At 59.7% G+C, this 26,020-nt stretch carries 22 protein-coding genes; 15 read left to right on the top strand and 7 right to left on the bottom strand.

The window, feature by feature from the left end; translation table 11 throughout:
• Nucleotides 1-258 precede the first annotated feature (258 nt).
• The 4 genes from phaC (B0W55_RS05595) to B0W55_RS05580 all read left to right on the top strand — a co-directional run bounded on the left by phaC (B0W55_RS05595) (nt 259) and on the right by B0W55_RS05580 (nt 5,530).
• Nucleotides 259-1,938 (top strand): class II poly(R)-hydroxyalkanoic acid synthase, encoded by a 1,680-nt coding sequence (gene phaC / locus B0W55_RS05595; protein WP_077045024.1) that lies wholly within the window; start codon nt 259-261, stop codon nt 1,936-1,938.
• 156 nt (nt 1,939-2,094) lie between these two features.
• Nucleotides 2,095-2,949 (top strand): poly(3-hydroxyalkanoate) depolymerase, encoded by an 855-nt coding sequence (phaZ, locus tag B0W55_RS05590; RefSeq protein ID WP_077045023.1) that lies wholly within the window; start codon nt 2,095-2,097, stop codon nt 2,947-2,949.
• A gap of 114 nt (nt 2,950-3,063) precedes the next feature.
• Nucleotides 3,064-4,746 carry a class II poly(R)-hydroxyalkanoic acid synthase gene (phaC, locus tag B0W55_RS05585; RefSeq protein ID WP_077045022.1) on the top strand — a complete coding sequence of 561 codons (1,683 nt, stop codon included), beginning with the start codon at nt 3,064-3,066 and terminating at the stop codon, nt 4,744-4,746.
• A gap of 163 nt (nt 4,747-4,909) precedes the next feature.
• Nucleotides 4,910-5,530 (top strand): TetR/AcrR family transcriptional regulator, encoded by a 621-nt coding sequence (locus B0W55_RS05580; protein WP_077045021.1) that lies wholly within the window; start codon nt 4,910-4,912, stop codon nt 5,528-5,530.
• Between the two features lie 178 nt (nt 5,531-5,708).
• Here the strand turns inward: B0W55_RS05580 and B0W55_RS05575 are convergent, their stop codons facing one another.
• From B0W55_RS05575 to B0W55_RS05565, 3 genes are all read right to left on the bottom strand, one after another.
• Nucleotides 5,709-6,623 carry a phasin family protein gene (locus B0W55_RS05575; protein ID WP_077045020.1) on the bottom strand — a complete coding sequence of 305 codons (915 nt, stop codon included), beginning with the start codon at nt 6,621-6,623 and terminating at the stop codon, nt 5,709-5,711.
• 10 nt (nt 6,624-6,633) lie between these two features.
• Nucleotides 6,634-7,056 (bottom strand): phasin family protein, encoded by a 423-nt coding sequence (locus B0W55_RS05570; protein WP_077045019.1) that lies wholly within the window; start codon nt 7,054-7,056, stop codon nt 6,634-6,636.
• A gap of 244 nt (nt 7,057-7,300) precedes the next feature.
• Entirely contained in the window at nt 7,301-7,576 is a 276-nt protein-coding gene (locus tag B0W55_RS05565) for a polyhydroxyalkanoic acid system family protein (RefSeq protein WP_077045018.1), read from the bottom strand.
• Nucleotides 7,577-7,731: 155 nt separating this feature from the next.
• Here B0W55_RS05565 and ubiE point away from each other — a divergent pair, with 155 nt between their 5' ends.
• From ubiE to B0W55_RS05510, 11 genes are all read left to right on the top strand, one after another.
• Complete coding sequence (ubiE, locus tag B0W55_RS05560) at nt 7,732-8,502, top strand: bifunctional demethylmenaquinone methyltransferase/2-methoxy-6-polyprenyl-1,4-benzoquinol methylase UbiE (protein WP_007989286.1); 771 nt, start codon at nt 7,732-7,734, stop codon at nt 8,500-8,502.
• Nucleotides 8,502-9,125: an SCP2 domain-containing protein gene (locus B0W55_RS05555; RefSeq protein WP_077045017.1), complete on the top strand. Its 624-nt coding sequence runs from the start codon at nt 8,502-8,504 to the stop codon at nt 9,123-9,125. The genes ubiE and B0W55_RS05555 overlap by 1 nt, the downstream gene beginning before the upstream one ends.
• Nucleotides 9,122-10,726 (top strand): ubiquinone biosynthesis regulatory protein kinase UbiB, encoded by a 1,605-nt coding sequence (gene ubiB, locus B0W55_RS05550; protein ID WP_077045016.1) that lies wholly within the window; start codon nt 9,122-9,124, stop codon nt 10,724-10,726. The genes B0W55_RS05555 and ubiB overlap by 4 nt, the downstream gene beginning before the upstream one ends.
• Before the next feature lie 161 nt (nt 10,727-10,887).
• Nucleotides 10,888-11,289, top strand: a complete 402-nt coding sequence (gene hisI, locus B0W55_RS05545; RefSeq protein ID WP_007989281.1) for a phosphoribosyl-AMP cyclohydrolase — start codon at nt 10,888-10,890, stop codon at nt 11,287-11,289.
• Entirely contained in the window at nt 11,282-11,614 is a 333-nt protein-coding gene (locus tag B0W55_RS05540; protein WP_077045015.1) for a phosphoribosyl-ATP diphosphatase, read from the top strand. The genes hisI and B0W55_RS05540 overlap by 8 nt, the downstream gene beginning before the upstream one ends.
• 25 nt (nt 11,615-11,639) lie before the next feature.
• The gene (locus B0W55_RS05535; protein WP_077045014.1) at nt 11,640-11,918 is read left to right on the top strand and encodes a twin-arginine translocase TatA/TatE family subunit; all 279 of its coding nucleotides are present in this window, start codon (nt 11,640-11,642) and stop codon (nt 11,916-11,918) included.
• 10 nt (nt 11,919-11,928) lie between these two features.
• The gene (tatB, locus tag B0W55_RS05530; protein ID WP_077045013.1) at nt 11,929-12,354 is read left to right on the top strand and encodes a Sec-independent protein translocase protein TatB; all 426 of its coding nucleotides are present in this window, start codon (nt 11,929-11,931) and stop codon (nt 12,352-12,354) included.
• A complete protein-coding gene (gene tatC / locus B0W55_RS05525; RefSeq protein WP_077045012.1) occupies nt 12,351-13,145 on the top strand; it encodes a twin-arginine translocase subunit TatC in 795 nt (264 codons plus the stop codon). The genes tatB and tatC overlap by 4 nt, the downstream gene beginning before the upstream one ends.
• The gene (locus tag B0W55_RS05520; protein ID WP_077045011.1) at nt 13,142-13,849 is read left to right on the top strand and encodes a 16S rRNA (uracil(1498)-N(3))-methyltransferase; all 708 of its coding nucleotides are present in this window, start codon (nt 13,142-13,144) and stop codon (nt 13,847-13,849) included. The genes tatC and B0W55_RS05520 overlap by 4 nt, the downstream gene beginning before the upstream one ends.
• 105 nt (nt 13,850-13,954) lie before the next feature.
• Nucleotides 13,955-15,871 (top strand): methyl-accepting chemotaxis protein, encoded by a 1,917-nt coding sequence (locus tag B0W55_RS05515; RefSeq protein ID WP_077045010.1) that lies wholly within the window; start codon nt 13,955-13,957, stop codon nt 15,869-15,871.
• Between the two features lie 130 nt (nt 15,872-16,001).
• Nucleotides 16,002-19,637 (top strand): fibronectin type III domain-containing protein, encoded by a 3,636-nt coding sequence (locus B0W55_RS05510; protein ID WP_139340872.1) that lies wholly within the window; start codon nt 16,002-16,004, stop codon nt 19,635-19,637.
• Nucleotides 19,638-19,673: 36 nt separating this feature from the next.
• Here the strand turns inward: B0W55_RS05510 and mdoH are convergent, their stop codons facing one another.
• From mdoH to pip, 4 genes are all read right to left on the bottom strand, one after another.
• Entirely contained in the window at nt 19,674-22,244 is a 2,571-nt protein-coding gene (mdoH, locus tag B0W55_RS05505) for a glucans biosynthesis glucosyltransferase MdoH (RefSeq protein ID WP_077045008.1), read from the bottom strand.
• Nucleotides 22,237-24,051 carry a glucan biosynthesis protein G gene (locus B0W55_RS05500; protein WP_077045007.1) on the bottom strand — a complete coding sequence of 605 codons (1,815 nt, stop codon included), beginning with the start codon at nt 24,049-24,051 and terminating at the stop codon, nt 22,237-22,239. Before B0W55_RS05500 ends, mdoH begins: the two co-directional genes overlap by 8 nt.
• 321 nt (nt 24,052-24,372) lie before the next feature.
• Nucleotides 24,373-24,810 (bottom strand): D-aminoacyl-tRNA deacylase, encoded by a 438-nt coding sequence (gene dtd / locus B0W55_RS05495; protein ID WP_077045006.1) that lies wholly within the window; start codon nt 24,808-24,810, stop codon nt 24,373-24,375.
• A complete protein-coding gene (pip, locus tag B0W55_RS05490) occupies nt 24,807-25,778 on the bottom strand; it encodes a prolyl aminopeptidase (RefSeq protein WP_077045005.1) in 972 nt (323 codons plus the stop codon). Before pip ends, dtd begins: the two co-directional genes overlap by 4 nt.
• Nucleotides 25,779-26,020: the final 242 nt, after the last annotated feature.

The following is a 26,020-nucleotide window of genomic DNA, read 5'->3' as shown; positions in this document are numbered from 1 at the left end:
CGAGCCTCTTGCTCTTTAGAGGGCATTTTCTAATTTCATCTGTTTGAATGCTCCGCTCCAAGGCAGGCGACAGGCCCGCTTGCGAAAAAAATTAAACTCGGGTAACCAATGGAGCTGGCAAGTTCCCTGCAGTGCTCTCTGCGATTGAAAAAAGCAGCGATGCAGAATTAACGGTCACCCGAGCAGTAGTACCTGGCATTCGCTGTGTGACTACACAGCAGGACCGGGTACTCGTCTCAGGACAATGGAGCGTCGTAGATGAGTAACAAGAATAACGATGACTTGAAGTATCAGGCCTCGGAAAACACCTTGGGACTGAATCCTGTCGTTGGGCTGCGTGGAAAGGATCTACTGGCTTCTGCTCGCATGGTGCTCAGGCAGGCCATCAGGCAACCGGTGCACAGTGCAAAGCACGTTGCGCATTTCGGACTTGAACTCAAGAACGTGCTGTTCGGCAAATCCGAGCTGCAACCGACCAGCGACGACCGTCGCTTCGCCGACCCGGCCTGGAGCCAGAACCCGCTCTACAGACGTTATCTGCAAACCTACCTGGCGTGGCGCAAGGAACTCCACGACTGGATCGACGACAGCAACCTCTCGCCCAAGGACGTCGCCCGCGGGCATTTCGTGATCAACCTCATGACCGAAGCCATGGCCCCGACCAACACCGCGGCCAACCCGGCGGCGGTCAAGCGCTTCTTCGAAACCGGCGGCAAAAGCCTGCTCGATGGCCTTTCGCACCTGGCCAAGGACATGGTGCACAACGGCGGTATGCCGAGCCAGGTCAACATGGGCGCGTTCGAGGTCGGCAAGAGCCTGGGCGTGACCGAAGGCGCGGTGGTGTTTCGCAACGACGTGCTGGAGCTGATCCAGTACAAACCGATCACCGAGCAGGTCCATGAGCGTCCATTGCTGGTGGTGCCACCGCAGATCAACAAGTTCTACGTATTCGACCTGAGCCCCGACAAGAGCCTGGCGCGCTTCTGCCTGCGCAATAACGTGCAGACATTCATCGTCAGCTGGCGCAACCCCACCAAGGAACAACGCGAGTGGGGCCTGTCGACCTACATCGAAGCGCTCAAGGAAGCGGTCGATGTGGTGACGGCCATCACCGGCAGCAAAGACGTGAACATGCTGGGCGCCTGCTCCGGCGGCATCACCTGCACCGCGCTGCTAGGCCACTACGCCGCGATCGGCGAGAACAAGGTCAATGCCCTCACCCTGCTGGTGAGCGTGCTGGACACCACCCTGGACAGCGACGTCGCCCTGTTCGTCGATGAGCAAACCCTCGAGACCGCCAAGCGACATTCCTACCAGGCCGGTGTGCTGGAAGGTCGCGACATGGCGAAAGTCTTCGCCTGGATGCGCCCCAACGACCTGATCTGGAACTACTGGGTCAACAACTACCTGCTGGGCAACGAGCCGCCGGTGTTCGACATCCTGTTCTGGAACAACGACACCACGCGCTTGCCGGCCGCGTTCCACGGCGACCTGATCGAGATGTTCAAAAACAACCCACTGATTCGCCCCAATGCACTGGAAGTGTGCGGTACCGCCATCGACCTCAAACAGGTGACCGCCGACATCTTTTCCCTGGCCGGCACCAACGACCACATTACCCCGTGGAAGTCCTGCTACAAGTCGGCGCAGCTGTTTGGTGGCAATGTCGAATTCGTGCTGTCCAGCAGCGGGCATATCCAGAGCATCCTGAACCCGCCGGGCAACCCGAAATCCCGGTACATGACCAGCACCGAAATGGCAGCGACCGCCGAGCAGTGGCAGGAGAACTCCAGCAAACACACCGATTCCTGGTGGTTGCACTGGCAGGCCTGGCAGGCCCAGCGTTCGGGTGAACTGAAGAAGGCCCCGACCAAACTGGGCAACAAGGCCTATCCGGCGGGCGAAGCATCGCCGGGCACCTACGTACACGAGCGGTAACCGACACACCTCGCCCCACACTGTGGGAGCGGGCTTGCTCGCGAAGGCGTCAACTCGGCCGACATCGATTCTGAATGAACGACCGCTTTCGCGAGCAAGCCCGCTCCCACAGGGGATCGGGGAAGAATTTGAAAAAGTGACCCACAGGGCCAGAGCATGCCGCAACCGTTCATATTCCGTACCGTCGACCTGGATGGCCAGACCCTCCGCACGGCGGTGCGCCCCGGCAAGCCTCACTTGACGCCCTTGCTGATTTTCAACGGCATCGGCGCCAACCTGGAGCTGGTGTTCCCGTTCGTCGCGGCGCTGGACCCGGACCTGGAGGTCATCGCGTTCGACGTTCCCGGTGTGGGCGGTTCGTCGACGCCAAATCGTCCGTACCGGTTTCCGGGCCTGGCGAAGCTCACGGCGCGCATGCTCGATTACCTTGATTACGGACAGGTCAATGCGATCGGCGTGTCCTGGGGCGGTGCCCTGGCGCAGCAATTCGCCTACGACTATCCGGAGCGCTGCAAGAAGCTTGTACTGGCGGCGACGGCCGCCGGTGCGGTGATGGTGCCGGGCAAGCCGAAAGTGTTGTGGATGATGGCCAGCCCACGACGCTACATCCAGCCTTCGCACGTGATCCGCATCGCGCCGATGATCTACGGCGGCTCGTTCCGTCGCGACCCGACACTGGCGGCAAGCCATGCGGCGAAGGTGCGTTCGGCGGGCAAGCTCGGTTACTACTGGCAGCTGTTCGCGGGCCTTGGCTGGACCAGCATTCACTGGCTGCACAAGATCAACCAGCCGACCCTGGTGCTGGCCGGTGACGACGATCCGTTGATCCCGCTGGTCAACATGCGCCTGCTGGCCTGGCGCATCCCCAACGCCCAGTTGCACATCATCGATGACGGGCACCTGTTCCTGATTACCCGCGCCGAAGCCGTGGCGCCGATCATCATGAAATTTCTCGAGGAGGAGCGCCAGCGCGCGGTGATGCACCCGCATCCGTCGCCACTGGGCGGTTAATCGACTCGTCATCGCCCGGCAGGACGCCGGGCCGCGCAACAACCTGCTACAGCGACTATGGTGTTCTGGTTCGGTGTGTTTGTATTTGGCCTGAAGACGAAGGAGTGTTGACTGATGCGTGACAAACCAGCGAGGGACTTGGTGCCCTCTCCCGCCGCGTTCATCAACGCACAGAGTGCGATCACCGGCCTGCGTGGCCGCGATCTGTTTTCAACGCTGCGCAGCGTTGCCGCCCATGGTTTGCGCAACCCGGTGCACAGCGCGCGGCACGCCTTGAAACTGGGGGGTCAACTGGGCCGCGTCCTGCTGGGTGAGACCCTGCACCCCACCAACCCTCAGGACAGTCGTTTCGCCGACCCGGCATGGAGCCTCAACCCCTTCTATCGTCGCAGCCTGCAGGCTTACCTGGCCTGGCAAAAGCAGGTCAAAAGCTGGATCGACGAGAGCAATATGAGCCCCGACGATCGCACCCGCGCACACTTCGCCTTCTCCTTGCTGAACGATGCCATGGCGCCGTCCAACAGCCTGCTCAATCCGCTGGCCATCAAGGAGATCTTCAACTCCGGCGGCAACAGCCTGGTCCGTGGCATCAGCCATCTGGTCGATGATCTACTGCACAACGATGGCCTGCCCCGCCAAGTCACCAAACAGGCTTTCGAGGTCGGCAAGTCCGTCGCCACCACCACCGGTGCCGTGGTGTTTCGCAATGAACTGCTGGAGCTGATCCAGTACAAGCCGATGAGCGAAAAGCAGTACTCCAAACCGCTGTTGGTGGTGCCGCCGCAGATCAACAAGTACTACATTTTCGACCTCAGCCCCCACAACAGCTTCGTCCAGTTCGCGCTCAAGAACGGCCTGCAAACCTTCATGATCAGTTGGCGCAACCCCGATGTGCGCCACCGTGAATGGGGGCTGTCGACCTATGTGGAAGCGGTGGAAGAAGCCATGAATGTCTGCCGGGCGATCACCGGCGCCCGAGAAGTCAACCTGATGGGCGCTTGCGCCGGCGGGTTGACCATCGCCGCGTTGCAGGGGCACTTGCAGGCCAAGCGGCAACTGCGCAGGGTGTCTAGCGCGACGTACCTGGTGAGCCTGCTGGACAGCCAGCTGGACACCCCGGCCACCCTGTTCGCCGATGAGCAGACCCTGGAAGCCGCCAAGCGCCGCTCTTACCAGAAGGGCGTGCTCGATGGCCGGGACATGGCCAAGGTCTTCGCCTGGATGCGCCCCAACGATCTGATCTGGAGTTATTTCGTCAACAACTACCTGCTGGGCAAGGAGCCGCCCGCGTTCGACATCCTCTATTGGAACAACGACAACACGCGCCTGCCGGCCGCCTTGCATGGGGACCTGCTGGACTTCTTCAAGCACAACCCGCTGAGCCATCCCGGCGGCCTCGAAGTGTGCGGCACGCCGATCGATTTGCAGAAAGTCACCGTCGACAGTTTCAGCGTCGCCGGCATCAACGATCACATCACGCCATGGGACGCGGTGTATCGCTCGACGCTGCTGCTGGGGGGCGAGCGGCGTTTCGTGTTGTCCAACAGCGGCCATGTGCAGAGCATCCTCAACCCGCCGAACAACCCGAAAGCCAACTACGTCGAAGGCGCCAAACTGAGCAGCGACCCACGGGCCTGGTACTACGATGCCAAGCAGGTCGACGGCAGTTGGTGGACACAATGGCTGGGCTGGATTCAGGAGCGTTCCGGCGCGCAGAAAGAAACCCACATGGCCCTGGGCAACCAGAACTACCCACCGATGGAAGCCGCACCCGGTACCTACGTGCGTGTGCGCTGAACCTTCAACGCCGCATCCAAATCCGCAGGAGCGAGCCTGCTCGCGATGAACACGCAGACGCCGCGGGTATTCAGAAAGCCCGCGTAATCGTTAGCGACCATCGCCAGCAGGCTCGCTCCCACAGGATTGGAAATTGACTTGGCATGATCATTAAGAAGACTGGATGAAAACCCGCGACCGCATCCTCGAATGTGCCCTGCAGTTGTTCAATCACAAGGGCGAACCGAACGTCTCCACCATGGAAGTTGCCAACGAAATGGGCATCAGCCCCGGCAACCTCTACTACCACTTCCACGGCAAGGAACCACTGATTCTCGGGTTGTTCGAGCGCTTTCAGGCGGAGCTGGCACCGCTGCTCGACCCACCGTCCGACGTCGAACTGGCCCCCGAGGATTACTGGCTGTTCCTGCACCTGATCGTCGAGCGTCTGGCTCACTACCGGTTCCTGTTCCAGGACCTGTCGAACCTGGCCGGGCGTTTGCCGAAGCTGGCCAAGGGCATTCGCAACCTGCTCAACGGGCTCAAGCGCACACTCGCTTCGTTGCTGGCGCGCTTGAAGGCACAGGGGCAATTGGTCAGCGACACCCAGGCCCTGGGGCAACTGGTGGAGCAGATCACCATGACGCTGCTGTTCTCGCTGGACTATCAGCGGATTCTCGACCGCGAGGGCGAAGTGAGGCTGGTGGTTTACCAAATCATGATGCTGGTGGCGCCGCATCTGTTGCCGCCGATCAAAGTGGCGACCGAGCATTTGGCGATGCAGTACTTGGAAGAACACGAATAACCCACCGCCCTCTGTAGGAGCCGAGCTTGCTCGCGATGGCGTCGTATCAGTCGACTTCAGTGTTGACTGACACGACGCCATCGCGAGCAAGCTCGGCTCCTACAGGTATTGTGTAGGCCGTGCATGAACAAAAACGCCCGACCTTGGCAGGCCGGGCGTTTTCTAGAGCCCTGAACAATCAGGACTGACTGGTTGGCGTCGATGGGGCTGGCGCGGCAGTCGGGGTGGTGGCTGGGGTCGGCGCGGTCGCAGAGTTCGAGGCGCTGACCGGAGCGGCCGGGGTTGCCGGTTTGGCGGCGGCCACGGCAGGTTTTGGCGCGGCGGCTTTTGGAGCGGCCGGCTTTTTCACTGCGGGCTTTTTCGCAGCGGCAGGTTTGGCCGCGGGTTTGGCTGCTGGCTTGGCCGCTGCAGTTTTAGCGGCGGCCGGCTTGGCTGCTGGCTTGGCCGCTGGCTTGGCAGCCGTTTTTGCCGCTACCGGTTTAGCCGCTGCTTTGGCGGCGGCTGGTTTTGCTGCGGCAGTTTTGGCAGCCGGCTTGGCCGCTGCTTTGGCAGCAGGTTTGGCGGCAGCGGTTTTGGCAGCAGGTTTAGCCGCTGCTTTGGCCAGTGGCTTGGCTGCAGTTTTTGCGGCCGGCTTGGCAGCAGGTTTGGCCGCTGCGGTTTTCGCCGCAACAGGCGCAACCTTGGCACCGGTCAGTTTTTCGATCTGCTTGGTCAGGGTGTCGACCTTGCTGTGCAGTGCCTTGACTTCATTGCGGCTCGGCACGCCCAGACGGGAAATGGCGCTGTTCAGACGCTTGTCGAAAGCCCCTTCCAGCTCATCCCACTTGCCCAGTGCGCGATCTTTCACGCCAGTGATGCGCGATTTGGCCGAAGAAGCAGAGTCCTTGGCGGCGTCGACTTTTTTGCCGACGGCACTCTTGGTGAGCTTCTCGGCTTTCTCGCCGTCTTTGACCAATGCATCGAAGAGTTTGCTGCCGTCAGTGTCGATCTTCGAGTACACGCCTAAACCAGCCAGCCAGATTTTTCGGGAGTAGTCTTCGACTTTCCCGATCCACGAGCTGCCTTCTTTTTCGGTGTTCTTTTTAACAGCCATCCCGTTCTCCTTAAGATTTACGCGCGACGCGTTCGAGCAATGCCGTCAGCTCATCGAGCTTAGCAGAGAGTGTCTCAACGTCATGTTTAGACGGAATGCCGATACGATTCAAGGCACTTGCAACACGCGAGTCGAACGCCTTCTCGACCTTGTCGAGTTGGACTTCAACCTTGCCCTTGAAAGTGGTCACTTCACTCTTGGCTTCATCGATCTCGGAGTTGGCGGCTTCAAGTTTCTCGGCAACTACCTTTTTGCCTTTAGTTTCAACAACTTGACCAGCCTTGATCAGCTCTTGAAAGTACTCGCTGCCCTCTTGGCCGACCTTGGTGTAGGCACCCAGGCCTGCCAGCCAGATCTTGCGGGCATAGGATTTGACGTCGCTCAAAGCAGTAGTCGAAGCGTCGATTTTTTTCTTCAAAATAACTTTGGCCATGGTGCACCTCACGCGCAGAAGGTTTGAGGAACTGCCCGCGAAAGTGTCGGGCTCATGCACAAAGTAGGGAGAAAAATTAGAAACGGCACCCTAACAACTGACATGAAACCCTGGGCACGCCACAAAACAAATGTGGGAGCGGGCTTGCTCGCGAAGGCGGTGCATCCGTCAACAACAATGCTGAATGACACACCGCATTCGCGAGCAAGCCCGCTCCCACAGGGGATCTCATTTCACCCAGAGATCAGACCAACGCTTTATCCAGCGCCTTCTCGATTTCCGATTTGATCATGCCGCTCATGGCCGACATCATCAGGCCCAATTCCACTTCGACCCGGATCGAATCGTCGGCGACATGCACCGCCCCTTTTACCCCCGAACGCTTGAGGTTCAGGGTGTCGCCAGACCATTGGGGCTCCAGGCCATATTGGTCGGAGAGTTTCTGCGCCAGTTTGTCAGCCTTCTCGCGGGCCGCGTCCTTGCCCAGGCTGTGGGCACGCTCAACACTGATATGGGCCATCGATCAACTCCTGTTCTATGAATACGTGTTCGGTGAATCTTGACCGTCACCGCGGCAAAACGTCCCGAGGGGGATCCATCTTACCTTCAGCCTTGCCAAGACAAAGCATCCCTTGGGGATTAGAATGTCGCGCATTCTCTCTTGGTGACAGCGATATGACTGATCAGCGCAAAGGCAGCGATGCCGAACCCACCACTCACTTCGGCTTCAAAAACGTTCCGGAAAGCCAGAAAGCGGAAAAAGTCGCTGAAGTTTTCCATTCGGTAGCCGCCAAGTACGACCTGATGAACGACCTCCTGTCGGGCGGCATGCATCGTCTGTGGAAGCGTTTCGCGATCGAGTTGTCGGGCGTACGCACCGGCAACCGCGTGCTCGACATCGCCGGCGGCACCGGCGACCTGACCCGCAAGTTTTCGCACCTGGTAGGCCCCACCGGCCAGGTGGTGCTGGCTGACATCAACGAGTCCATGCTCAAGGTCGGTCGTGACCGCCTGCTGGACCTGGGTGTGGCCGGCAACGTCGAATTCGTTCAGGCCGACGCGGAAAAACTGCCGTTCCCGGACAACCATTTCGACTGCGTGACCATCGCCTTCGGCCTGCGTAACGTGACGCACAAGGAAGACGCGCTGCGCTCCATGCTGCGCGTGCTCAAGCCCGGTGGCCGCCTGCTGGTGCTGGAGTTCTCCAAACCGACCAACGCACTGATGTCCAAGGCCTACGACGCTTACTCGTTCGCCTTCATGCCGTTGATGGGCAAGCTGATCACCAACGACTCGGAAAGCTATCGCTACCTGGCCGAATCGATCCGCATGCACCCCAACCAGGAAACCCTGAAGTCGATGATGGTCGAGGCCGGTTTCGACCGCGTGACCTATCACAACATGACCGCGGGTATCGTCGCCCTGCACCGCGGCATCAAGCCCTGATGCTGCTCGCCGGACTGTTCGCCAGCGTTGAACTCGGTCTGAACCGGGTGCTGCGCCTCGACAGCACGGCGCTGCCGCGGCTGGCGCATTTGAGCGGCAAGGTGATTGCCGTCGACTGCCGCAGCCCGGCCTTGCACCTGTTCATCCTGCCCAGCGATGAAGGCCTGATGCTCGCCTCCCAGTGGGAAACCGGCGCCGACTGCACCTTGCGCGCGCCGGCTTCGAGCCTGTTGAAACTGGCGATGAGCAAAGACAAGACGGCCGTGCTGCATGGCCCGCAAGTCGAGCTCGAAGGCGACAGCGGTGTGCTGCTGGATTTGGCGGCGATTCTCCAGGACCTTGAGCTGGACTGGGAGTACGAACTCTCGCGCTGGCTCGGTCCCGTTGCCACCCAACTGGTGGGCGGTCACCTGCGCAGTCGTGCACGCTGGTATCAGCAAGGATTTGCCAGCCTGGGCCAGAACCTGGGCGAATACCTGGCCGAAGAATCGCGCACCCTCGTCGGTCAGCGCGAAGCCGAAGCCCGATTCAGTGAACTGGACCGGATCAAACTCGATCTGGAACGACTCGAGGCGCGTTTCGCGCGCCTTTCCCGATCCCTCGACCCAAGCGATAACGCATGAAGCTGCTTGCCGTCCGCCGTCTGTTGCGCATCCAGCGCGTCGTGATCCGCTACCGCCTCGATGACCTGCTGTTCGCCCTGCCATTGCCCTGGTTCCTGCTGGTGCTGCGCTACGCCCTGCCGTGGCGCTGGTTCCCGCGAAAAACCCTGGACCTGAGCCGTGGCGCGCGATTGCGCCTGGCGCTGCAGGACCTCGGGCCGATCTTCATCAAGTTCGGGCAGATTCTGTCCACTCGCCGCGACCTCCTGCCCGAGGACATTGCCGATGAGCTGATGAAGTTGCAGGACCGCGTGCCGCCGTTCGACTCGCAGCTGTCGGTCAAGCTGATCGAAGAGCAACTGGGCAAAAAGATCAGTGAGGTGTTCAGCCGTTTCGACGTCGAACCCCTGGCCTCGGCCTCGGTGGCGCAGGTGCATGCCGCGCAACTGAAAACAGGCGAAGAAGTCGTCGTCAAGGTGATCCGCCCGGGCCTCAAGCCGATCATTGCCCAGGACCTGGCGTGGCTGTTCATCCTGGCCCGCGCCGCTGAAAAACTGTCGGCCGATGCGCGCCTGCTGCACCCGGTGGACGTGGTCAGCGACTACGAAAAAACCATCTACGACGAACTCGACCTGTTGCGTGAAGCGGCCAACGCCAGCCAATTGCGGCGCAACTTCGAAGGCTCTCCGCTGCTGTACGTGCCGCAAGTCTATTGGGACTGGTGCCGGCCGAAAGTGCTGGTGATGGAGCGTATCTACGGCATTCAGGTCACCGACCTGGCCACCCTGGCCGACCAACGCACCGACATGAAAATGCTCGCCGAACGCGGCGTCGAGATCTTCTTCACCCAAGTGTTCCGCGACAGCTTCTTCCACGCCGACATGCACCCCGGCAACATCTTCGTCAGCACCGTGAGCCCGTGGAGCCCGCAGTACATCGCGATCGACTGCGGCATCGTCGGCAGCCTGACCCCCGAAGACCAGGACTACCTGGCGCGCAACCTGTTCGCCTTCTTCAAGCGCGACTACCGCCGCGTGGCACAACTGCACATCGATTCGGGCTGGGTGCCGGCGGAAACCAAACTCAACGAATTCGAAGCGGCGATCCGTACCGTGTGCGAACCGATCTTCGAAAAACCGTTAAAAGATATTTCCTTCGGTCAGGTGCTGATGCGCCTGTTCCAGACGGCACGCCGCTTCAACATGGAAGTGCAGCCGCAATTGGTTCTCTTGCAAAAAACCCTGCTGAACATCGAGGGCCTGGGCCGTCAGCTGTACCCGGACCTGGACCTGTGGAACACCGCGCAGCCGTTCCTCGAGCGCTGGATGCGCGAGCGCGTCAGCCCCAAGGCCCTGCTCGGCAACGTGCAGAGCCAGTTCGAACAACTGCCGCACCTGGCCAACATGGCCCGCGACCTGCTCGAACGCATGTCCCAGCCCCACGCCTACGACCCGCCGCCACCCTGGCATCGCCGCCGGGACGACTGGTTTCTGCGCCTGCTCGGCACGGCGCATCTGGCCGGCGGCGCCATCCTTGCCGCCGGAGGTCCGTTGAATCAGTTGGCTTATTGGCCAGCGGGAATCATGATGGCCGTCGGTTTGTATCTGGTCGTGCGTCGATAGCCTGAATCAGCTGTAAGTTATAAGCTGCAAGCGATGTTGATAGCACTCATGTTTAATTCACGCCGGTGGATATGCGCTGCAGAATACGAAACACCGAAGCGCAAAGGCTTTTACTTGCGGCTTGAAGCTCGAAGCTTGTCGCTGCTTTTCAGGAACCAAAGATGAAAAACTGGCTGGACGAGATCAAGTGGGACGCCGATGGCCTGGTGCCGGCGATTGCCCAGGATCACAAGACCGGGCGCGTCCTGATGATGGCCTGGATGAACCGCGAAGCGTTGGAGCTCACCGCCGCCGAGAACCGTGCCATCTACTGGTCGCGTTCCCGTGGCAAGCTGTGGCGCAAGGGCGAAGAATCCGGCCACGTACAGACACTGCACGAGATGCGCCTCGATTGCGACGCCGACGTCATCATCCTGATGGTCGAACAGATCGGCGACATCGCCTGCCATACCGGCCGCCAGAGCTGCTTCTACCGCGTCTATGAGAACGGCGACTGGACAACCGTCGACCCGGTCCTGAAAGATCCACACGCCATCTATTCCGCAGGACACAAACATGAGTGACACTCTGACCCGTCTGGCCGCCGTCCTGGAAGAGCGCAAAGGCGCCGCCGCCGACAGCTCGTATGTCGCCAGCCTGTACCACAAGGGCTTGAACAAGATTCTGGAAAAAGTCGGCGAAGAGTCGGTCGAAACCATCATTGCCGCCAAAGATGCCGCCGTCAGCGGTGACTGCAGCGATGTGATCTACGAGACCGCCGACCTGTGGTTCCACAGCATGGTCATGCTTGCCCAATTGGGGCAGCATCCCCAGGCTGTACTCGATGAACTGGACCGTCGCTTCGGTCTCTCCGGACACGTCGAGAAAGCCTCGCGTCCGTCCGCCTGAACAATTATTAGAGAGGAGCAGCAACATGGGCATTTTTGACTGGAAACACTGGATCGTCATCCTGGTTGTTGTCGTGCTGGTATTCGGCACCAAGAAACTGAAAAACCTCGGCACCGACGTCGGCGAGTCGATCAAGGGCTTTCGCAAGGCCATGAACGATGACGAAAAACCGGCCGACCCGAGCGTGACCCCGGCCCAACCGGTTCCGCCCGTTCAGCCGCAGACCACTCAGAACGTGAACCCGCCGCACACCATCGACGTGCAGGCGCAAAAAGTCGAAGAGCCGATCCGCAAAGACGTGTGAGCACTGACTAATGTTTGGTATCAGCTTCTCTGAACTGCTGCTCGTCGGCCTCGTTGCCCTGCTGGTGCTGGGTCCCGAGCGCCTGCCGGGCGCTGCGCGCACCGCCGGCCTGTGGGTCGGACGCCTCAAGCGCAGCTTCAACGCGATCAAACAGGAAGTTGAACGTGAAATCGGTGCCGACGAAATTCGTCGGCAACTGCACAACGAACACATTCTGTCGCTGGAGCAGGAGGCGCGGAAGATTTTCACGCCGGTTCAGCAGGAGCCGACCCCGGTCCAGCCTGAGGCAACGTCGACCCCGGTGCCTGCCGCCGACGTCGCCCCTGCCGAGGCGGCGCCCGTGCTTGCAGCGACACCGGTCGAACCCGTCGTCCCTGCCGCCGCGCCTGTCCCGCCGGCCCCTCAAGACCCTACACTGCCGCCGCGAGCCCCATGAGCGATCTTCCTGAAAACGACCAGCACATGCCGCTGGTTTCGCACCTCACCGAGTTGCGTACCCGCCTGCTGCGCTGTGTAGCGGCAGTGTTCATCATCTTCGCCGGGTTGTTCGCCTTTACCCAGCAGATCTATACCTTCGTCTCCACGCCGCTGCGCCAGTACCTGCCGGTGGGCGCGACGATGATCGCCACCGACGTGTCGTCGCCATTCCTGACGCCGCTCAAGCTGACAATGATGGTCTCGCTGTTCCTGGCGATCCCGGTGATCCTGCATCAGATCTGGGGCTTCATCGCGCCCGGCCTGTACAAGCATGAAAAGCGCATTGCCGTGCCGCTGCTGGTGTCGAGCATCCTGCTGTTCTACGCGGGCATGGCCTTCGCCTACTTCCTGGTGTTCCCGCTGATCTTCAAATTCTTCGCCGCCGCCACCCCGGCCGGCGTGGAAATGATGACCGACATCACCAGCTACCTCGATTTCGTCATGACGCTGTTCTTCGCCTTCGGCGTGGCGTTCGAGATCCCGGTGGCCGTGGTGCTGCTGGTGTGGATCGGCGTGGTGGACGTCAAATACCTGAAGAAAATCCGCCCGTACGTGGTCATCGGCTGCTTCGTGGTCGGCATGATCCTGACGCCGCCGGACATCTTCTCGCAGACGCTGTTGGCGGTGCCGATGTGGCTGCTGTTCGAGATCGGCGTGCTGTTTGGCGGCCTGATCAGCAAGCGCGGCGAACACCCGGACGATCAGCCGGCTGACGATCACAACGACCAGCCGCCAGCGACCCAAGCGTGAACCTGCTGCTGCTCGAAGACGCCGATTTCATAGCGGCGGACCGGGTGATCCTGCGCGATCGCCGGTTGACCCACATGCAGGAAGTGCATCGCTGCGAAGTGGGCGACAGCATGCGCGTCGGGCGCCTTGGCGGCCTGATGGGTACGGCCGAGGTGTTGCGCCTGGACGCCGCTGAAGCGGAACTGCGCGTGATTCTCGACCAGCCACCGCCCGCCAAGCTGCCGCTGACCCTGGTATTGGCCCTGCCACGGCCCAAAATGCTCCGTAGGGTGTTTCAGACCGTTTCGGCCATGGGTGTGCCGCGTATCGTCCTGGTGAACAGCTATCGCGTCGAGAAGAGCTTCTGGCAGACACCTTTCCTGGAGCCTGAAGCGATTCGCGAGCAGTTGATCCTCGGCCTCGAACAGGCCCGGGACAGCGTGCTGCCGCAAGTGATCATCGAGAAACGCTTCAAGCCGTTCGTTGAAGACCGTTTGCCGGCCATTACCGAAGGCACCCTCGGCCTGGTTGGCCATCCTGGTCACTATCCGCCCTGCCCCCGGGCCCTGAGCGAGCCGGTGACCCTGGCCATCGGCCCCGAGGGTGGCTGGATTCCCTACGAAATCGACCTGCTGGGCAAGTCCGGCCTGCAACCGGTGCAACTGGGCGAGCGCATCCTGCGGGTCGAAACTGCTGTTACGGCATTGCTGGCCCGCCTCTTCTAAGCCCCTTTCCACTGTTAACCATCTGTCAGACTTTTCCTACAGATTGCCTGCCTGCAGCCGATACAACTCCCATAAAACCAATGAGTGGTCAGGGAGAGTTGCAACATGTACCAATGGCTGGCCGATAAACTAGGGAATGTAAGCGTCAATCGTAAACTCGGAGTCGGCTTTGGCCTTGTGTTGCTGCTGACTCTGCTGATCACGGTCACAGGCTGGAACGGCCTGAGCGATGTGAGCAGCCGGGGCGATAAATTGGGTTTCATTTCCGACATCAACGGAATGACCAAAGACCTGCGCATCGCCCGCCTCGACTACGAAATGCGCCGTGGCGAGCAAGGCCCCGGTGCCGTAAACGACATGCTGGGCAAGCTCGACAGCAGCCTGCAAACCGCCCGCCAGATGATCGAACAACCGGCCGACGTGGCGTTGATCGATCAGCAACTGGCCGCTGTCGGTCAGTACAAACAAGCCTTTGCCGCCATGATCCAGGCTGGAGCAAACCGTGAGGATGCTCGCGGCAAACTGGGCGCCACCGCCGACAATGCCGTGGCCAAGGTCAACGAAGTCGAAAAAACCCTGCTTCAAGGCGATAGCGTTGTGCAGTTCAACAGCGTCATCGACCTGAGCAAGCTGATCCAGCAAGCGCGGTTCCAGGTGCGGGGCTACACCTACAGCGGCAAGACCGAGGCCGAGCAACCCGCGCTGGACGCCATCGACAATGCGTTGAAATACCTGGAAAGCCTGCCGTCGAAACTGCCGGAGCAGCACATCGCCAACCTGCAGCAGGCGACCGACTCGCTCAAAGCCTACCGCGCCGCCGTCAGCCAGTACCGTGACTCCCAGGTCGCCAGTGCCGAAGCGCTCAAGCACATGGCCGCCCAGGGTGAAATCCTGCTGGACGTCAGCAAGAAACTCACGCTCTCGCAAACCAACGTACGCGATACTGACGTGGCGCATGCCAAGAACATGCTGTTGCTGGCCACCACGCTGGCCCTGGTTTTTGGCCTGTTCGCGGCCTGGGCCATCACCCGGCAGATCGTGATCCCACTCAACCAGGCCCTCAAGGTGGCCGAGCGCATCGCCGCCGGCGACCTGACACACTCCCTGAGCTCCAAACGCCAGGACGAACTGGGCCAGCTGCAGCGGGCCATCCAAAACATGACCCAGGGCCTGCGCGAACTGATCGGCGGCATCAGCGATGGCGTGACGCAGATCGCCAGCGCCGCCGAAGAATTGTCCGCCGTTACCGAGCAGACCAGCGCCGGGGTGCAAAGCCAGAAGGTCGAGACCGATCAGGTGGCCACCGCCATGAACGAGATGACCGCCACCGTGCAGGAAGTGGCGCGCAATGCCGAGGAAGCCTCCGAGGCCGCTGTCGCCGCCGACCAGCAGGCGCGCGAGGGTGACAAGGTGGTGGGTGAAGCCATCGCCCAGATCGAGCGCCTGGCCCTGGAAGTGGGCAATTCCACCGAGGCCATGGGTGAGCTCAAGCGCGAGAGCGACAAGATCGGCAGCGTGCTCGACGTGATCAAGTCCGTGGCCCAGCAAACCAACCTGCTGGCCCTCAACGCGGCGATCGAAGCCGCCCGTGCCGGCGAGGCCGGACGCGGTTTCGCGGTGGTCGCCGACGAAGTGCGCAGCCTGGCGCAGCGCACTCAGAAATCTACCGAAGAGATTGAAGAACTGATCGTCGGCCTGCAAAACGGTACCCAGCAAGTGGCGACCATCATGGACAACAGCCGCAGCCTGACCGACAGCAGCGTCGAGCTGACCCGCCGCGCCGGTGGCTCACTGGAAAGCATCACCCGTACCGTCTCGGCCATTCAGGCGATGAACCAGCAGATCGCCGCCGCGGCCGAACAGCAAAGCGCCGTTGCCGAAGAGATCAACCGTAGCGTGCTGAATGTGCGGGATGTGTCGGATCAAACATCGGCGGCCAGTGAAGAGACTGCAGCCTCCAGCGTCGAGCTGGCGCGGCTGGGGACGCATTTGCAGATGCTGGTCGGTAAGTTCAAGGTCTGATGCCCGCTACTGATGATTTAACTGTTAACCAGTAGCATATCCATCGTGCTCTGCAACTAACAGTTCTGCTAGTTACGCCAGTTTTTAATTGGCCGCACACTGGTGCTCTGCTTGTCTCGGGAGCACCATCATGACCAACACTCCGCCACCCACGGTATCGACTTCAACTGATGATTCGGGCCTGACCGTCAATACAGGCCGCTGGATGACTGACATCTCGGCACAGATCGATCACTTGAGGTTGCATCAACTGGCAATTCCCGGCGCTCACAACTCCGGCGTAGACGAGGATGGGCATTTTGACGTGGGTAAGCCCTGGGCGGTTTGCCAATACAATAACTTTGCTCGACAGTTGGCAGCCGGCGCACGCTATCTCGATCTTCGCCTGGTGGACAGCAGTTATAAAAAAACCATCGGCAATAAATACCCAACTTATAAGTTCATCGAGATTTTCGAGTTCAAGCACGGAATTGTCAGCGTAGGCCGACGGCTTGAGCATCTGGTCGAGGCCGTCAGGAGTTTTGCTGTGGCAAACCCGGGCGAATTCATAATAATGGATTTCCATAGTTATGATCGCGGGCGAAATTATTCACACACCAGTTTTAAACGGTGCCTGCCCAAATTCAGCTCACTGCAGGACATGCTGATACCGCCGCTGGCAAGCAATCTGAGCATTGGCGATCTTCGCAAGGAATATCCGGGGCGGAACGTTATTTTATGCATGAGCTATGACGCAGGCGAGGCCGCTGCCTGGCCGAGCGGTACGGTCACCCAAGAACAGCTTTGGTCCCCCCTCCAACACCTATGGAATTCAACCGACGCTTCGGAAGAAGGCATAACATCACTCGTTACGGACATGATGAAACATCCTCCACTGGCTCAATACTCAGTGCTGTCAGCCGCCGTCACCGAAAACAACAAGCCCAAGGATTTGCCGCCCACCAGCCCCGTGCGCACTGAAGCATTCAAACCGGGATTCCAGAACGTAAAGATCCTGATGATTGACTTTATCAACAGCGAAAATGCCAGAACGAGCGTGGTCAACAAGTGCGTTGAACTAAACAAACTACGGGCCGCAGACAAATCCCCTCCGACGGCACCCTCCGACTTGGTAGTCATTGCCTTGGATGAAGCCGTCATCGATGGAAAGTTTCAAAACACGCTGCGATTTACGTGGACCCCCTCTGTGGATAATACCGCCGTTCGCTATTACGCCATTTATGCGAATGGCCAACATTTTGCTTCAACCAGCAGAATGCCTTACGAGCGTAAAAATTTCACTCTGAAAAATTATGAGTTTCAGGTTAAAGCCATTGATACAACGGACAACGAGTCGGAGTGGTCCAACACTTTTGTTCTTATACAAGACGTCATTCCTCCGACCATCCCTGAGAATTTCATATTTCTTAGTCTAACTCCCGACTCTGCCTATATCGAATGGGATCATGCCATCGACGCAGCAGGCGTGAGAGGCTATGAAGTGTATCTCGCAGACGTATTCCTTGAGTTCGTGAACTCCGGGACTGTCAAACCAGCCGTTCACATTAGTTCGCTGAACCCCGACGACAGCTATGCCCTAAAAGTTCGCGCAGTTGACATCAATGATCTTTATTCCGAGTACGGGTCAATAACAATACCGCCAAGACACTACCTGCTCAATCCAAGGGTATCGATCAAAGAATACGATGAACAAACCAAACGTTATGATGCCAACATCATATGGGAAACCAGTATTGCGCTTGACTTGACCACGTTTTACAACGTCATGACAGCAGACTTTCCCTCCAACCATATCCTTGAACCCGGCCAAATCCCCAGCTTTGCCTTCCAGGCCAGTCAGGGAGAGCACATCGTGCATCAGTGTCATATGTTTTTTACACACTTCCTGACGGGGGCCCGCACGTTTGACTATGAGTTCACGTTTGATGCGACGCCACCGGAGCCTGTCAGCAACCTGAAGATCACGTCCAAGACAGTCGATGCGACCTCTATTTCCTGGTCCCCTTCGACCAGTGGCAACGTCGTCAATTACGCCATATCCGTCAACGAAGAAGCACCGACGTTGATTCCGAACACGGTGAACACCCATACCTTTGAAAAATTGCCCTCAGATCAGAAATTTTTGGTTGAGGTGTGGGCAATCAACGTTTTCGACGTTCCCTCTGTTTATGAATCGCTGGTCATCGACACCGCCCCCCCTGAAAAACCGGGTGCCCCGACAGTGAGTCATCTTACTGACAAATCCGCGACGCTGACCTGGACGGCCTCGGAGGGCCTGAATGTTCGCTACAGAATTTCCCTGAACGGCTTTGTGATTGCGCAGACCGATCAGCTCGAGTTCACGATTACACACCTGAGAAGCCACAGGGATTATCAGGCAGAGATTCGCGCCTTCAATGAGTTGGGGGTATCCGAGCCGAGTTCCGTGACGTTCAAAACCCGGCTGACTGCACCGGTAAACCTCAGATTCAGCCATCAAAACGGGCGCTGCAGGCTGGCGTGGAATCCGATTTTCGGGCAACTGCCGTCTCATGAGGTCTCGATCAACGGCAAGATTTTCAACACGGATCCAGGACGCTACGGCTATAGCTTCAACCTGGCCGACCTTTCTCCGGGGCCTGCGCCCCACCACTTCACGTTCAAGGTTCGCGCCCGGCTCGACGGTGCCAGTTCTGAAGAGAGCGTGCTGGAAAAAAGCTTGACCGACGGGGTTCCTCCCACCAAACCCGGCACGCCGGTTGTCAGCGACATTACGGATACATCAGCGACGCTGACGTGGGAACGTTCGAGTGACAACGTGGGTGTGACGGGCTATCAGGTCGTCCTCAATGCATTCCTTGTGTTCAATACGCCGGACACACGCTTTACCTTAACGAAGCTAGTCAGCGGCGCCTTTCACTTCGTAAACGTACGCGCCGTGGACAAAGACGGCAACGCCTCCGCAATCAGCGACAGAACGATTTTCAAAACCACAGGGCAAGCACCTCTGCCGCCACCTCCAGCCCCCGTCGTGTCGATCACTGAAGAGACCACCGATTCGCTCAGGTTCGAATGGGGCGCTTTCGAAGGAGGAACATCAGGCGTGCGTATTTCGATAAACGATGAGCACTGGCACGACGTGTTTTTACTGCCAGGCGTAAACGTCCCCAACCTGGCAACGGATGTCGAATACACCTTCAGCTTTTCGAAATTTGACATCTATGGACAACTATCCGAACCCACCCTACTTAAGCACGAACTAAAGGACACTACTCCCCCAACCCCTCCGACCCATCTGAAATCGACAATTACAGACACCACTACGCTCAGCTGGGACGCGTCAACCGACGATATCCGCGTCTGCGAATATGTCATTTACAACAACAGGGAATACTTCGATACGACGCCGCTGACTCAGTACGTCGCGATCGGCTTGATGTCCGGGACGCACTTTTTTGAAGTGGTGGCGCTGGATGATTCCGGGAATGCCTCGACAGCCTCATCCATCACCGTTGACATCAAAGACCCCGCCAGCCCGGATAACTTCCGTTATAGATACGCGGCTTTAAGACATATTCTTGAATGGGATCCGCCTGTTGATGGGCAAGAGGTCAGGGAATACAAGATTGTCCTGACTGGCCCTGGCGGTAATGAAATCAGCTACAAAACCGTCAGCCCCACGCTGAACCCGCTGATGCACAGAAACACTCGATACGCAGTAAGCGTAACGGCCATCACCGCAGCGGGAGAGTCGCAGCCGTTGATATCCGAAATGACCACAGGGTAGAGACATAAAAAAACCCGCTTTCGCGGGTTTTTTCATTCAGGCCAACTGAGGCTGTACGCTCATCGGCTGCAGCGGTAGCAGCGGGGCGTGGGGGTCGGCCTTGACCGACTTGCGCCATGCGTCCAGCCACTCTGCGTGGCCTTCGCTCCAGATCTGATCATGCAGGCGGGCCAGGGCGACCGGGTCGCTCAGCAACTGCACACGCTCGTTGTTGGTCAGGCCATCGGGCCCGACTTTCATCGCATGCCGTACACGCTCGACCCGCAGCCATTCGATCGGCTCGGCCTCACGGTGACGGGAGGTCGCCAATGCACACGCCAGGGCATTCTGCTGTGGATCGACCACTGAACGAATGAAGCCGTCGTTCAACGCGTGATAACGGTTTTCATGGGTGTACTGGTCGGTTGCCAGCAACGCCTGCGGTGGATTGTATTCCTCAGGGATCAGGAACAGGCTCTCGTCACGGGACTTGAGGCCCAGGCCCACGCGGCTGGAGATCACCGACACCGGAATCGACAGCATCAACGAACCGACGATCGGCACCAGCCACCACAGGAAGCTCGGATTCAGCCAGATCACCAGCAAGGCCCAGAAGAAGCCCAGCAAGGTTTGCGGACCGTGGCGCTTGACCGCTTCGCTCCATGGCGTGGAGTCGTCGTCACGCTGCGGAGAGTTCCAGGTCGCGGCCCAGCCGAGGAACGCGGCCAGCACGAAACGGGTGTGGAAAATCATCCGCACCGGCGCCAGCAGCATGGAGAACAGCATCTCCAGCAGCATCGACAGGGTCACCTTGAACTTGCCGCCGAACTCTTTCGCGCCCTTGGCCCAGATCAGGATGATGCTCAGCAGCTTCGGCAGGAACAGCAGCACGATTGTGGTCGAGAACAGCGCGATCGCCTTGTCCGGGTGCCATTGCGGCCACAACGGATACAACTGACGCGGTTCGAGGAAGTACTGCGGCTCCATCAGCGTGTTGACCGCCAGCAGCGCCGTCGACAGCACCAGGAAGAAGAACCACAAGGGTGCCGACAGGTAGGACATCACGCCGGTCAGGAACACCGCGCGGTGCACCGGGTGCATGCCCTTGACCAGGAACAGGCGGAAGTTCATCAGGTTGCCGTGGCACCAGCGACGGTCACGCTTGAGTTCGTCCAGCAGGTTCGGCGGCAGTTCTTCGTAGCTGCCCGGCAAATCGTAGGCAATCCACACGCCCCAACCGGCGCGGCGCATCAGTGCGGCTTCAACGAAGTCGTGGGACAGAATCGCGCCGGCGAACGCGCCTTTACCCGGCAACGGCGCCAGGGCGCAGTGCTCGATGAACGGCTTCATGCGGATGATCGCGTTGTGACCCCAGTAGTGGGATTCGCCCAACTGCCAGAAGTGCAGGCCAGCGGTGAACAGCGGGCCATATACGCGAGTAGCGAACTGCTGCATGCGCGCATAAAGCGTGTCCATGCCCGACGCCCGCGGCGCGGTCTGAATGATCCCGGCGTCCGGCGTGGCTTCCATCAGGCGTACCAGACTGGTCAGGCACTCGCCGCTCATCACCGAGTCGGCATCGAGCACGACCATGTACTTGTAGTCACCGCCCCAACGACGGCAGAAGTCGTCGAGGTTGCCGCTCTTGCGCTTCACGCGGCGACGGCGGCGGCGATAGAAGATCTTGCCGAAGCCCCCGGCTTCGCGGCAGACGTCCAGCCAGGCCTGTTGCTCGGCGACGCAGATGTCGGCGTCGTTACTGTCGCTGAGGACGAAAAAGTCGAAGCGATCCAGGTCACCGGTGGCCGCGACCGACTCGAAAGTCGCACGCAGACCGGCGAATACCCGAGGCACGTCTTCGTTGCAGATCGGCATCACCAGTGCGGTGCGCGCGTCTTTCGGAATCGGCTCGTTGCCAGCGCTGGCGCCGGAAATGCGGTATTTGTCGTGACCGGTGAGCAGTTCCAGGAAGCCCATCAGCGCAGTCCAGAAACCGGCCGACACCCAGCAGAACAGAATCCCGAACAGGATCAGGATGCTGGTCTGCAGCGCATACGGCAGCACTTGCGTGGCGGTTTGCAGGAATGGCTGGTGCAGGACTTCTTCAAGGTCGACGAACGACCACCCCTGGTACGGCATGATGCCTTTCATGTACCAGCCGGCGACGATGGTCTGGCCCAGCATCAATACCAGCAGAATGTAGCGACGGATCGAACCGACGGTGCGCCAGCGCGCTGCCGGCAGGACGTTTTCATCCTTCGGCGGCTTCGGCGGGTTGGTGCGACCGGTCATGCGGCGCCAGCCGCGCACCAGAATATTGGTGCGCCACGGCTCTGGGACGACCTTGGTGCGACGGATCGGCGGGGTCGCCTTGAGCACGACACGACCGCTGGCATCGAGCCCCAGCATTTCCGCGTCCTGCAATTCTTCGGCGGTGCTCAGGGTCAGACGCGTGCCCACCGAAGCCTGGGCGGCTTCGGTCGGCGCGTCGAACGTCTTGGATGACAGACGCTCGTGCAGTTCGCTGAAGGTCTTGCAGCCCGCGAGTTCGGCGCGCTGCTGGTCGGTCATCGGCAAATGGGCCAGGTACTCGGACAGAGTCTCTGGCTGGACTTGAGAATTACTCATCGGCAGGCAACTGATAGCTCCAGGTCTCGGTCAGGACTTCTTCAGTCGGTGCCGATTCCGGTGTGGCTGGGGCCGCGTCGGCAGCAGCAGGCTGCTTGGCGTCATTGTTGTTGGCCTTGTCCTTGGCATCGGCGACCGGCTTGGCGTCAGCCTGTTTGGCCTCGGCCGCCTTCGCTTCCTTGTCCGCTTTTTCCGCTTGCTTGGCAGCAACCTTGTCGGCCTTGGCCACGGAAGAGGTGGACGCTGGAATCGACGTCTTCAGATCGGCAGGCACGATGCTCTGCACCAGCGCCGCACGCATCTCGGTGGATTTGCCCGGATCCTTGATTTTCATCCGCAGCGTCAGGCGCCAGCCCTTGGTTTCAGGGTTGTAGCGCACGCTGTTCTCGACCAGCTCGGCGTTGTCGCCGACGCTGACCTGGCTGCGCACGTCGGTATCGGCTGGCAGTGCCGCCAGTGACGGGCCTTCGAAATCCACCAGGTAGGCCACGCTGCCGTCTGGCTGGCGGATCAGGTTGGACTGTTTGACGTCGCCGGTGGATTTGAGCGTCTGGCTGACCCAGGCGCTGTCCGGCGCGTGCAGCGCGGCCTCGTCCATGGTCCAGTGCATGCGGTAGGCGAAGTCCAGCGGCTTGCCTGGCTCCGGCATGGTTTCCGGGCTCCAGAACGCCACGATATTGTCGTTGGTTTCGTCAGCGGTCGGAATCTCGACCAGATCGACGGTGCCCTTGCCCCAGTCGCCTTTTGGCTCGATCCAGGCGCTTGGGCGCTTGTCGTAGCGGTCATCGAGGTCTTCGTAGTGGCTGAAGTCACGGCCACGCTGCAGCAGACCGAAACCACGCGGGTTCTCGACCGAGAAATTGCTCACGGCCAGGTGTTTCGGGTTGTTCAGCGGACGCCAGATCCACTCGCCGTTGCCGGCATGGATCGCCAAACCGCTCGAATCGTGCAGTTCACGACGGTAGTTGAGGACTTTGGACGGCTGGTTGGCGCCGAACAGGTACATGCTGGTCAGCGGGGCGATGCCCAGCTTGCCGACCTTGTCACGCAGGAACATCTGCGCCTTGACGTCGACAATGGTGTCGCTGCCCGGACGCAAGGTCAGGCGATAGGCACCGGTGGCGCGTGGCGAATCCAGCAGCGCGAAAATCACCAGGTGCTTGTCGCCCGGTTTCGGCTGTTGAATCCAGAACTCGCGAAAACGCGGGAACTCTTCGCCGGACGGCAATGCGGTATCGATCGCCATGCCGCGCGCGGACAAACCATAGACGTGTCCTTTGCCGACAACGCGGAAGTAACTCGCGCCGAGCATGGTCATGATTTCGTCTTGTTTATCAGCCTTGTTGACCGGGTACAGCACGCGGAAACCGGCATAGCCCAGTTGTTCGGTCGCCTTAGGATCGAACTTGAGGTCGCCGAAGTCGAAGCGAGTCGGGTCGTATTTGATCTCTTCGACGGTGTTCGCCGTGATTTCGTTGATTTTCACCGGCGTATCGAAGTGCATGCCCTGGTGATAGAAGGACAGCTTGAACGGGGTTTTCTGATCGGCCCATTCGGCTTTTTCCGTCAGAAAACGAATTTTCTGATAGTCGGCGAACTTCATCTCTCGGAATTCGTTCGGCAGGTTACTGCGCGGCGCTTCGTACTTCTGACCGGCCAGCTCTTTTGCCTTGGCCGACACATCGTCCAGACTGAATGCCCAAAGCTGGCCGGCGCCGAGCAGGCAAAGCAGGGCAGAGCCCGCTACCAAGGCGTTGCGCAACCGTTTGGCAGACAATTTTGGTGCGTTACAGGGACTAACAATCACGAGCAACCCTCGCCGAAAACAGATCAAAAAACCAACGGCCAGTTAAAGGGTCTGTACGGTGCCCGGTAGAAAAACACCGGCCTTGCAGACCACTCTTGCCAAGTTGGCGAGCATTGTTCCGACTCCGCTGGGGCAAAATGATTCCCCAATCGGATCCAGACAAGTCTCTACCTAAGTCAAAATGGACCAACGAACGCTGATCCCCGTAGCGCGCGATTATCTAGTAGGCCGCGTTACAACGCATCAGGGGTAACAAAGTATTTATCGTGAAAAACGCCTGTTTTCAGCGCAAAAGCGCGTAAAAAGATGTTTCAAGCGCTTTCAGCTCTGTAACAGGAAGGTCACAGGGCCATCATTGACCAAGTGCACCTGCATATCCGCGCCGAATCTACCTGATGCCACAGTGCCATGCACCTGTTTCGCTTTGCCTAATAGATAGTCGAACAACTCTTCGCCCAAGGCGGGAGGCGCCGCGGTCGAGAAACTCGGGCGCAGCCCGCTCTTGGTGTCGGCGGCCAGGGTGAACTGCGAGACCAGCAGCAAACCGCCGCCCACCTCCGCCAGGGACAGATTCATCTTGCCCTCGGCGTCGCTGAACACCCGATAGTTAAGCAGCTTATTGAGAAGTTTGTCGGCACTGGCCCGAGTGTCCTGAGGTTCGACGGCCACCAGCACCAGCAAACCCTGGTCGATCGCGCCTACCACCTCCCCCGCTACCTCGACCCGCGCGCCGCGCACGCGCTGCAGCAGACCCTTCATGCTTCGTCTGGGGCGAGGTCGAGCAGGCGTCGTGCCATCCGGTCGGCAGCACGTACCAGGGCATCGGTGATCCCCGGCTCGGCGGCGGCATGGCCCGCGTCACGGATGATCTGCAGTTCGCTGTTCGGCCAGGCCTGATGCAGTTCCCAGGCGTTGTCCAGTGGGCAGATCACATCGTAGCGACCATGGATGATCACGCCGGGCAGATGGGCGATCTTGCCCATGTCGCGGATCAACTGGTCGGGCTCGAGGAAGCCGTTGTTGGTGAAGTAATGGCATTCGATGCGGGCGATGGACAACGCGCGCTGAGGTTCGGAGAAACGATCGACCACCAACGGGTTCGGACGCAGGGTCGCGGTCCGGCCCTCCCAGGTGGACCAGGCCTTGGCCGCGTGCATCTGGGCGATCTGGTCGTTGCCGGTCAGGCGCTTGTGGAAGGCGTTGAGCAGGTCGTGGCGCTCTTCCTGCGGGATCGGCGCAATGTAGTCCTGCCAATAATCAGGGAACAGACGACTGGCACCGGCCTGGTAGAACCATTCGATTTCCTGCGGACGGCAGAGAAAAATCCCGCGAACGATCAGACCGTGCACGCGCTCCGGATGGGTTTGCGCGTAAGCGAGCGCCAGGGTCGAACCCCAGGAGCCGCCAAACACCACCCACTTGTCGATGCCCAGGTGCAGACGGATTCGTTCAAGGTCGGCGACCAGATCCCAGGTGGTGTTGTTTTCGAGGCTGGCGTGAGGGGTGGAGCGACCGCAACCGCGCTGGTCGAACGTGACGATGCGATAGAGGTTCGGATCGAAATAGCAACGACTCGCCGCGTCGCAACCGGCACCAGGCCCGCCGTGAATGAACACCACCGGCAAACCTTCCGGTGAACCGCTTTCGTCGACATACAGCGTGTGAGTCACGTCGACGGCCAGATCGTGCCGGGCGTAGGGTTTGATCTGCGGGTACAAAGTCTGCATTGCGCGCTCCGTAAGGGGTCGAGTTCATCCCTGAGGGGACTTCTATTATTCTGCCGTTGGGCATCATAAACCCGAATGACCTTAATGAGCATGTCCCCGTAGGCGCTGGCGAAGGCTGCGTTCTTTTGATCCTGCTTTTTCAAGATCAGAAGATCGCAGCCTTCGGCAGCGCCTACAGGGGAAATCATCATTCCACGGTGAATTCGACCAGCGGACTCAGTTCGGAAGTGTGCTTGCGGTAC

Origin of the sequence: Pseudomonas sp. KK4, from assembly GCF_001984065.1 — a bacterium.
In the GTDB taxonomy this organism is placed as follows: domain Bacteria; phylum Pseudomonadota; class Gammaproteobacteria; order Pseudomonadales; family Pseudomonadaceae; genus Aquipseudomonas.
The sequence above is the reverse complement of the archived record's forward strand: the minus strand, read 5'-3'. Positions and strand labels throughout refer to the sequence as shown.

Bases quoted from the DNA above. Each gene is read 5' to 3' on its own strand.
- B0W55_RS05555 (WP_077045017.1), top strand. From the start codon at position 8,502: ATGCTGCTCGCCGGACTGTTCGCCAGCGTTGAACTCGGTCTGAACCGG.
- mdoH (WP_077045008.1), bottom strand. From the start codon at position 22,244: ATGAGTAATTCTCAAGTCCAGCCAGAGACTCTGTCCGAGTACCTGGCC.
- ubiE (WP_007989286.1), top strand. From the start codon at position 7,732: ATGACTGATCAGCGCAAAGGCAGCGATGCCGAACCCACCACTCACTTC.
- B0W55_RS05565 (WP_077045018.1), bottom strand. From the start codon at position 7,576: ATGGCCCATATCAGTGTTGAGCGTGCCCACAGCCTGGGCAAGGACGCG.
- B0W55_RS05510 (WP_139340872.1), top strand. From the start codon at position 16,002: ATGACCAACACTCCGCCACCCACGGTATCGACTTCAACTGATGATTCG.
- B0W55_RS05580 (WP_077045021.1), top strand. From the start codon at position 4,910: ATGAAAACCCGCGACCGCATCCTCGAATGTGCCCTGCAGTTGTTCAAT.
- tatC (WP_077045012.1), top strand. From the start codon at position 12,351: ATGAGCGATCTTCCTGAAAACGACCAGCACATGCCGCTGGTTTCGCAC.
- tatB (WP_077045013.1), top strand. From the start codon at position 11,929: ATGTTTGGTATCAGCTTCTCTGAACTGCTGCTCGTCGGCCTCGTTGCC.
- phaC (WP_077045022.1), top strand. From the start codon at position 3,064: ATGCGTGACAAACCAGCGAGGGACTTGGTGCCCTCTCCCGCCGCGTTC.
- B0W55_RS05515 (WP_077045010.1), top strand. From the start codon at position 13,955: ATGTACCAATGGCTGGCCGATAAACTAGGGAATGTAAGCGTCAATCGT.
- B0W55_RS05540 (WP_077045015.1), top strand. From the start codon at position 11,282: ATGAGTGACACTCTGACCCGTCTGGCCGCCGTCCTGGAAGAGCGCAAA.
- ubiB (WP_077045016.1), top strand. From the start codon at position 9,122: ATGAAGCTGCTTGCCGTCCGCCGTCTGTTGCGCATCCAGCGCGTCGTG.
- hisI (WP_007989281.1), top strand. From the start codon at position 10,888: ATGAAAAACTGGCTGGACGAGATCAAGTGGGACGCCGATGGCCTGGTG.
- B0W55_RS05575 (WP_077045020.1), bottom strand. From the start codon at position 6,623: ATGGCTGTTAAAAAGAACACCGAAAAAGAAGGCAGCTCGTGGATCGGG.
- B0W55_RS05570 (WP_077045019.1), bottom strand. From the start codon at position 7,056: ATGGCCAAAGTTATTTTGAAGAAAAAAATCGACGCTTCGACTACTGCT.
- phaZ (WP_077045023.1), top strand. From the start codon at position 2,095: ATGCCGCAACCGTTCATATTCCGTACCGTCGACCTGGATGGCCAGACC.
- B0W55_RS05535 (WP_077045014.1), top strand. From the start codon at position 11,640: ATGGGCATTTTTGACTGGAAACACTGGATCGTCATCCTGGTTGTTGTC.
- dtd (WP_077045006.1), bottom strand. From the start codon at position 24,810: ATGAAGGGTCTGCTGCAGCGCGTGCGCGGCGCGCGGGTCGAGGTAGCG.
- pip (WP_077045005.1), bottom strand. From the start codon at position 25,778: ATGCAGACTTTGTACCCGCAGATCAAACCCTACGCCCGGCACGATCTG.
- phaC (WP_077045024.1), top strand. From the start codon at position 259: ATGAGTAACAAGAATAACGATGACTTGAAGTATCAGGCCTCGGAAAAC.